General features: G+C 63.5%; 6 protein-coding genes. 5 read left to right on the top strand and 1 reads right to left on the bottom strand.

Annotated elements, in window-relative coordinates; all coding sequences use genetic code 11:
- The first annotated feature begins 34 nt into the window (after positions 1 to 34).
- The 3 genes from phaP to PQR02_RS33620 all read left to right on the top strand — a co-directional run bounded on the left by phaP (position 35) and on the right by PQR02_RS33620 (position 2,642).
- On the top strand, positions 35 to 451 hold the full coding sequence (gene phaP, locus PQR02_RS33630; RefSeq protein ID WP_408241933.1) for a TIGR01841 family phasin: 417 nt from the start codon (positions 35 to 37) through the stop codon (positions 449 to 451).
- A gap of 71 nt (positions 452 to 522) precedes the next feature.
- Positions 523 to 1,356, top strand: a complete 834-nt coding sequence (gene phaZ / locus PQR02_RS33625) for a poly(3-hydroxyalkanoate) depolymerase (protein ID WP_408241931.1) — start codon at positions 523 to 525, stop codon at positions 1,354 to 1,356.
- Positions 1,357 to 1,439: 83 nt separating this feature from the next.
- Complete coding sequence (locus PQR02_RS33620; RefSeq protein WP_408241939.1) at positions 1,440 to 2,642, top strand: DUF445 domain-containing protein; 1,203 nt, start codon at positions 1,440 to 1,442, stop codon at positions 2,640 to 2,642.
- A 32-nt stretch (positions 2,643 to 2,674) separates the two neighbouring features.
- Here PQR02_RS33620 and PQR02_RS33615 read toward each other — a convergent pair whose 3' ends face one another.
- The gene (locus PQR02_RS33615) at positions 2,675 to 5,407 is read right to left on the bottom strand and encodes a winged helix-turn-helix domain-containing protein (RefSeq protein WP_408241929.1); all 2,733 of its coding nucleotides are present in this window, start codon (positions 5,405 to 5,407) and stop codon (positions 2,675 to 2,677) included.
- Positions 5,408 to 6,107: 700 nt separating this feature from the next.
- On the opposite strand from PQR02_RS33615, the gene PQR02_RS33610 reads away from it, so the two are divergent.
- Both PQR02_RS33610 and PQR02_RS33605 read left to right on the top strand, forming a co-directional pair.
- Complete coding sequence (locus PQR02_RS33610; protein WP_408241927.1) at positions 6,108 to 6,857, top strand: electron transfer flavoprotein subunit beta/FixA family protein; 750 nt, start codon at positions 6,108 to 6,110, stop codon at positions 6,855 to 6,857.
- A 15-nt stretch (positions 6,858 to 6,872) separates the two neighbouring features.
- Complete coding sequence (locus PQR02_RS33605) at positions 6,873 to 7,820, top strand: electron transfer flavoprotein subunit alpha/FixB family protein (protein WP_408241925.1); 948 nt, start codon at positions 6,873 to 6,875, stop codon at positions 7,818 to 7,820.
- Positions 7,821 to 7,824: the final 4 nt, after the last annotated feature.

The raw sequence follows: 7,824 nt of genomic DNA, 5'->3' as shown, positions 1-7,824 counted from the left end.
TGCTTTATCAACTGCTTTGTCTGGAGAATCAACGATGGAATCAATCAATCCCAACAGCCTCTTTGCTGAATACACCAAGCTCATCAAGCAGTTCAAGCTGCCCGGCATCGACGCGAGCGCCGTTCTGGAATCGCGCCGCAAGGATATCGAGGCGCTCGCCGCCGCCAACACGACGGCGCTGACGGGCATGCAGTCGCTCGGCCAGAAACAGATGGAGATTCTGAGCGCGACCATGACGCGGCTGCAGTCGCTGGTCGCCCAGCAGAGCGGAACGCAGAGCAAGCCGGCCGCGGGCGAAGCGGTGCAACAGGCGTTGCACAAGGCACTGGCGGACATGCAGGAACTCGCGGAAACCGCATACCGCGCCCAGGCCGACAGCTTCGCGGTGATCTCGAAGCGCATCGCCGAGAACGTCGAGGAGTTGAAGGCGCTCGTGCAACCCGCCAAGTGACGCCACGGCGTCGCCCGGCGCCGATACTACGAGCAAGTGTGTTGGAAGGAGGGGGTGTCCGGATGAGAGAAATGAATGACAGTACCGAGTCTGTCAGCAGCATGGAAATCCAGATGATCGATCTGGACGGCCAGCTTGTGCGCGTCGGCATCCGGCATGGCAGTGACGCCTCCCCGCCGCTTGTCATCTTCAATGGCATTGGCGCCAATCTGGAGCTGGTCGAGCCGTTCGTCGAAGCACTGGAGGATGTCGGCGTCATCATTTTCGACATTCCCGGTGTGGGGGGCTCACCGGCGCCTCTCGCGCCTTATCGTTTTTCGACACTCTCCGTGCTGACCGACAAGCTTTTGCGGCGGCTGGGATATGACGGACCTGTCGATGTGCTCGGCGTATCGTGGGGCGGCGCGCTGGCGCAGCAGTTCGCGCGGCAATATCCCGAGCGCTGCCGCAGACTGATCCTCGCCGCGACTTCGCCGGGTGTCCTGATGATGCCGGCCAAACTCTCGGTTCTATCGAAGCTGATCGGGCCGCGGCGTTATACCGATCCGTCCTACCTGCAACGGGTCGGGCCGGAGATCTATGGCGGCGCTTACCGGCGCGATCCCGGCTTGCTCAAGGAGCATAGCCGGCATATTCAGCCGCCGCGCGGTCGCGGCTACGTTTATCAGTTGATGGCGGCGTGGGGTTGGACCAGTCTGCATTGGCTCTGCACGCTGCGCCAGCCGACGCTCGTCATGCACGGCAACGACGACCCCATCGTGCCGCTGTCCAACGCCAAAATTCTGGCGGCGCGCATCCGCAATGCGGTGCTGTATGTGATTGACGACGGTCACCTGTTTCTCGTCACGCGAGCGAAAGATGTCGCGCCCGTCGTGCGCAAGTTTCTCCGCCAGGAGGGGAATTGAGCTGCCGGACGCGCGACGATCGAAGCGTGAGCCGCGCGTCGCCCGCTACACGGGAGAATCACAAGGCACTTCGTTTGACCCGTATGCGGTGGGCCGCAACGTGTCTGCTCGCCGGCACGTTCGTGCTGTTGCTCGTATGCGTGTTTTATCAGCAGGAATATCCGTGGCTGGTCTGGCTGCGTTCGTTTGCCGAGGCGGGGACGGTCGGCGCGATCGCGGACTGGTACGCGGTGGTTGCCCTGTTCCGGCATCCCTTCGGTCTGCCGATCCCGCATACGGCGATCATCCCGCGCAATCAGCAGCGCATCGCCGACAGCCTGGGCAATTTCGTCGAAGAGAATTTTCTGGCGCCGGACCTGATCACCGCAAGACTGAAGAATCACAACGCCGCCAAGGCGCTGTCGCGATGGCTGGCCGACAAGCCCAATAGCGAGACCGTCGCGGATGCCATTGTCGAGGCGCTGCCCGGATTGCTGAACGCAATTGACGAGGAGGAGGTGGCGCGATTCTTCGATCGAATCGTGATACCGCGACTGCGAACGCTCGATGTATCTCGCGCCGCCGGCCACGTGCTGCAGATTCTCGCTGAAGCCGATCGCCACCAGCCACTGGTCGATCGTGGACTTTCTGCGTTGGAGCAGTGGCTCATCAAGAACTCGGGCTTGTTGAAGGCGAAATTCAGCGAGGGTTCGCGATACACGCCCGCCAGATTCGATGCTTATATCGTCGACCGGTTCGTCGAGGGCCTCGTCACGCTCGTGCATGAAGTGGTCGACAACCAGGATCATGCGCTGCGGCGGCAATTCGACGGCGCCATGCGGGATCTCGTCGTGCAGTTGCAGACGTCTCGCGCATACCGGCGCTTCGGCAAGTCGCTGATGCGGGACTGCATCCGGCATTTCAGGAACGGAGACTATTACCGTGTGCTGCTGGACCACGTCCGACAACACGTGATCGACCACCTCCACTCCAGACAGCCGGCCGCGCGCGGTGTCGCGACCGCTTTGCTCGTCTCGCTGGGCAAGGCAATCGCGGCCGCGCCCGCGCTTCAGCACAAGCTGAATGCATGGTGGCTGGACATCGCCCACTCGCTGGTCGTGCGTTATCGGGGTCAACTGCCGGTGCTGATCACCGAGGTCGTGAAAAGCTGGAACGCGCAGGAGGTCAGCAGGAAGATCGAAGCGGAGATCGGCCGTGACCTGCAATACGTCCGTATCAACGGCACGCTGGTTGGCGGCATGGCAGGTGTGCTGCTTCATGCTGCCGCGTTCGTCGTGGCGAGGTGAGCCGTGCGCCGCGCAATGCGCGGTACGGCGAGCTATTGCAGCAGCCCCAACGCTTGCGCGCGTGAGACGGCATGCGCGCGTTTGTCGACCTCGAGCTTCACGAAAACGCTCTTCACATGGGATTTGACCGTTTCAGGCGCAATCCCGAGATTGCGTGCGATTTCCTTGTTCGACAGCCCTTGCGCTATCAGCCCAACAATCTCGCGTTCCCGTGCGCTTAGCGATTCGCGTTCGGCCTCGCGCTGAGCCTGGCTGTCGGGCTGATAGAGTGCGCGCCAGCCTTCGATCAGACGATCGTTGTAATTCACCACGTCCTTCGTCTGTGCGGTGTTGCGTGTCTCGTCGCGAAGCGCCTGCAATAGCGCGCCGATTTCAGGACCCTGGTCGAGAATGGACTGGTAAATACCTGCGTGCGCGGCCACTTTCACGACCTCGCCGAATACCTCGAGTGCCTCGCGAGTTTGGCCCGCGCTCATCCAGGCGAGTGCGAGCGTGGTTCGCAGGCGCAATGCGAGGTAGTCGCCGTGACGGCTTTCGGCGCTGCGCCGTGCAGCGCTCAACGATTCGATGGCTTCGTGCGTCCGGTTCTGCGCGATCGCCACATAGGCCGCGGCGAGTGAGCGATAGTTCTCGATCTCGGCTGAGACGGGAGGAGACGATTGCGCGCCTGGGGCAGCGAGGCCATCGAGTTCGGAAACGCATGCCGAGGCTTCCGCCATTCTTCCTTCGCTGATATGCAGCCGCGTGCGTTCGACGAGCGCCGCCGCCATCAGACGATGCCAACCGCGCCTGTGGCCGAGGGTTTGCGCGCGTTCGAGCAGCGCGTAGGCTTGCGTGGCGTTCGAACGCGCAACCGCGATCCGGATGAGCAGACGATACGCGATCAGCACACTATCGAGCATGACGGCGAGATCGACAATGGGCATCAGATCGAGGACGAGCGCTTCGGCTTCATCCAGACGGCCCTGCTCGTAGCGGAGCTGCGCGATCATCGGCGCGCACAAGGCGGCGGAGATGGACTGCGCCCCGGAGTAACGCTCGGCCAGTTGCATTGACTCCATGAAATATCGCTCGGCGAGCACGAAGTGCAGCTGCTGCATTTCCGTGTGACCGAGCAGGCACAGCCGGTACACCGAAGAGAACACATTGCGTTGGTCGTCCTCGATGGAATAGGGAATCCAAGGTGTCGCATAGAGCGCTTCGAGGTTGCCCGCTTTCCAGTGCCCGAACCGCACGACGTTGGATACGACGTTGGTGGTCCAGACATCGTCCGACTGCCGGTCGAGACAGGCCTGCGCCATCGCGAGCGCGCGTTGCGAATCGTCCTGCAACGCAGCCAGGACCGCATGGATCGCCTGACATTCCCAGCGCATGCGTTCGGTTTCGGCGCCCGTGCTGGCGGCGGCGTCGCGCTCCAGCGCATCGAGCATCGCCAGCGCGTCGTCAAAGCGAAGTGCCAGCGCCATGCCCCAGGCGATCGCCAGCCTGACTTGCAGCTGTTCTCGCATCAGGTGCGCCGGGAACTGGCGCTGCCAGCCCAGCAGCGTGAGCAGGTCGCCTTTCGTGACGAGCGACATCGCGCAGCGGGCCATCAGCGCGATGGCGTCGTCGGTCGCGCCGGCTGCGATGGCGTGTCTAACAGCGTCCGTCCATTGCTCCTGTTGCGCGTACCACTGACACGCGCGGCGGTGCACGTCCGCCACCTCGTCGCGGTACTGTGTTTCAAGCCGTTGGCACAGGTAGTCGCGCATCAGATGGTGATAGCGGAACCAGTGCCCTTCGACGTCCATCGGCTCCAGCAGAAGCTGGCGCGCGGCGATCGCTTCCAGCATGCTCTGGCTGCGCTCGACGCCCGTCACCGCCTCGCACAGCGAGGCGCTCAGCCGATCGAGTATCGCCGTGCGCAGCATGAACTCGACCATCGCCGCGGGCAGATGTTTGAGTATGTCTTCGAGGTAGGCGGCGAACGGCCGGGACGCACCGGATGGCGTGCCTGATTCCGAACCTGGTTTGGGCTCTTCCCGTACCAGCACCGAGGCCGAAATGCGTAGCGCCGCAGCCCAGCCCTCGGTGCTCGCGAACAGCGACTTGATCGTGCCGGCGCCCAGCTTGCCCGGACACTCGCGTTCGATGAAGCATCGCGTCTCGTCGAAATTGAAGCGCAGCGCCGTTGCGTTGATTTCCAGCAGTTCGTTCCTCGCCCGCAGGCGCGCGAGCGGAAGCGTGGAATCGACCCGGGTGCAGACCACCACATGCACGTGCGACGGCGCGTGCTCGATGAAGAACGCCACGACATCGTGAATCACGGGAAGGCAGGTCAGGTGATAGTCGTCGAGAAAGAGATAGACCTCGTCATCGACTTCGACCAGCTCGTTGATCAGCGTCGCCACGATGCATTGCGCGGGGACGAGGGAGGCTTCGGCGGTCAGGCCGATCGCCGACGCACCGACGTTGCCGCAAGCTTGCCGCAATGCCTGCGCGAGATGGTTGAGAAAGCGGGCGGGTTCGTCGTCGTCCGTGTCGAGCGAGAGCCATGCGACGTGCGCGCCGGTCGTGCGTAAGTGCTTGAGCCACCCGAGCGCCAGCGAAGTCTTTCCGAAGCCCGCGGGCGCCTTGATGACGGTAAGCCGCTTGTCTTCTGCATACGCCGCCAGTTCGATCAGCCGCGGGCGATCGATCAACCCGCTCGGCAAGCGTGGCGGAAGCAGCTTCGTGGCCAGAAGCGGCGGGGGCATGCATGGCGCGATCACGTCGGTCAATTGCATCGGCGGCTCCGGACACTCGGGGCGACTCTGGCTGCCCTCCCCCGTCCGGGCGTTCGCGCTCCCCTATATGGGGGATATTGCGCAGTGCCGCGCGGAGTCACCATGGATTCCATAGAGGAGATCAAAGTGCAGCCGGAAAACGGTCCAGTGCGCAGGTCGCCGCTCATGGCAGCTAGCTGGGCGTGTGCCCGTGCGGCGCACCGTTCACACGATGATACGCCAACCACCTCCAGGGAGGAGACATGTCTACCGCCGCGAATCATGTTGCGACGCACAAGCTCGGCCCACTGGGAGCGGAGCGGGAGATGTCCGGGATGAGCCGGAGTCAGGGGCAGTCGAAGACGTCCGCGTCTATGGCGTGACGGCTGCGGCAGGCGCGCCGGGTGAGAAAGACGTGGTGGCGGCGGTCGTGCCCAAGCGTACCCATGACTTGATCCGCAGCAGGTGTTCCGCGCGTGCCGCGTGAACCTGGAAAGGAGCTCTGTCATTTCCTGGGTCCAGGTGGTGACGGAATACCGAAAACCGCGTCGGAACAGCCAATGGAACGCCATCTCGTCGACATGTTCGAGGGCGAGCCCGGCAGCGTGTTCGTCGAGCGGGCGTGACGCTTTTCACGAGGTAATCCACCGAACGATGCAGCATCCCTTCGGCTGCTCCCGTGGCCGGCCGGATGAAGCACTTTTGTACAACGGAGTAGGCAATGAAAGTACTTGTACCTGTGAAGCGCGTCGTAGACGCGAACGTGAGGGTTCGCGTCAAGGCCGATGGCAGCGCCGTCGATCTCGCGAACGTGAAGATGTCGATGAACCCGTTCGACGAAATCAGCGTGGAGGAGGCCGTGCGCATGAAGGAAGCGGGTGTCGTGACCGAGGTGGTCGCCGTGTCTTGCGGCGTGCCGGCGTGCCAGGAAACGCTTCGCACGGCGATGGCCATCGGCGCGGACCGCGGCATTCTGGTCGAGACGGCCGCCGATTTGCAGCCGCTCGCGGTGGCCCGGCTGCTCAAGGCGCTGGTCGACAAGGAGCAGCCGCAACTGGTGCTGCTCGGCAAGCAGGCCATCGACGACGACGCCAACCAGGTCGGCCAGATGCTGGCGGCGCTGCTCGGCTGGCCGCAGGCGACGTTCGCGTCGCAAGTGACGGTCGCAGCGGGAACAGCCACGGTGACGCGCGAGGTCGACGGCGGTCTGGAAACGATCGAAGTCGACCTGCCCGCAATCGTCACCGCCGATTTGCGGTTGAACACGCCGCGCTACGCCACGCTGCCCAACATCATGAAGGCGAAGAAGAAGCCCCTGGATGTCGTGACGCCCGACGCCCTCGGTGTCGACGTTACACCGAGGCTGACGACGCTGAAGCTGGCGGAGCCCCCGAAACGCGAAGCGGGCGTGCGGGTGGCCGACGCTGCTGAACTGGTGAGCAAGTTGAAAAACGTTGCTCACGTAATCTGATAGAAGGGGAAAGAAATGCCCGTACTCGTTATTGCAGAGCACGACAATCAGGTGCTCAGGACTGCTACGCTGAACGCCGTCACGGCCGCCGCGCGGATTGGCGGCGACATTCATGTTCTCGTGGCCGGCGCGCAATGCGCCAAGGTGTCCGAGCAGGCGGCGCGTGTTGCGGGCGTGACCCGCGTGCTTGCTGTCGATGCCGCGCACTACGGTCACGCGTTGGCCGAGAACCTCGCCGCACTCATCGTGAAAGTTGCCGGGCAATACAGCCACATCGTGACGCCGGCCACCACGACCGCGAAGAACGTGATGCCGCGCGTGGCCGCGCTGCTCGATGTCGCGCAGATTTCGGACATCGTTGCCGTCGAGTCCAGCGATACGTTCGTGCGCCCCATCTATGCGGGCAATGTGCTCGCGACAGTGCGAAGCGCTGACGCCATCAAGGTTGTCACCGTTCGAACGACAGCTTTTGCGGCGGCGCCGGCTGAAGGCGGCGCCGCCGCGATCGAAGCGTTGGAGCCCGCCCCTGAAGTGCAAGGGTCGCGCTTCGTGAGCCAGCAACTGACGCGCTCGGAGCGACCGGACCTGACGTCCGCGCAACGGGTGATCGCAGGCGGCCGGGGCATGGGTTCCGGCGAGAACTTCGCGCTGCTGGACGGCATTGCCGACAAGCTCGGCGCAGCCGTCGGCGCGTCACGCGCGGCGGTGGACGCCGGGTTCGCACCGAATGACTACCAGGTCGGCCAGACCGGCAAGGTGATCGCGCCACAGTTGTATATCGCTGTGGGCATTTCCGGCGCGATCCAGCATCTGGCCGGGATGAAGGACTCGAAGGTGATTGTCGCCATCAACAAGGACGAAGAGGCGCCGATCTTCCAGGTCGCCGATTACTGGATCGTCGGAGACCTCTTCAAGGTGTTGCCGGAATTGGCCGGCGAACTGGACAAACTGCAACAGAACTGATTCG

It is taken from the genome of Paraburkholderia sediminicola (genome assembly GCF_046026895.1).
Taxonomy (GTDB): domain Bacteria; phylum Pseudomonadota; class Gammaproteobacteria; order Burkholderiales; family Burkholderiaceae; genus Paraburkholderia; species Paraburkholderia sediminicola_C.
This window is presented reverse-complemented; position numbering and strand designations above follow the sequence as displayed.

Excerpts from the sequence above, each read along its gene's own strand:
- phaP (WP_408241933.1), top strand. The coding sequence starts at position 35 with ATGGAATCAATCAATCCCAACAGCCTCTTTGCTGAATACACCAAGCTC.
- phaZ (WP_408241931.1), top strand. The coding sequence starts at position 523 with ATGAATGACAGTACCGAGTCTGTCAGCAGCATGGAAATCCAGATGATC.
- PQR02_RS33620 (WP_408241939.1), top strand. The coding sequence starts at position 1,440 with ATGCGGTGGGCCGCAACGTGTCTGCTCGCCGGCACGTTCGTGCTGTTG.
- PQR02_RS33615 (WP_408241929.1), bottom strand. The coding sequence starts at position 5,407 with ATGCAATTGACCGACGTGATCGCGCCATGCATGCCCCCGCCGCTTCTG.
- PQR02_RS33610 (WP_408241927.1), top strand. The coding sequence starts at position 6,108 with ATGAAAGTACTTGTACCTGTGAAGCGCGTCGTAGACGCGAACGTGAGG.
- PQR02_RS33605 (WP_408241925.1), top strand. The coding sequence starts at position 6,873 with ATGCCCGTACTCGTTATTGCAGAGCACGACAATCAGGTGCTCAGGACT.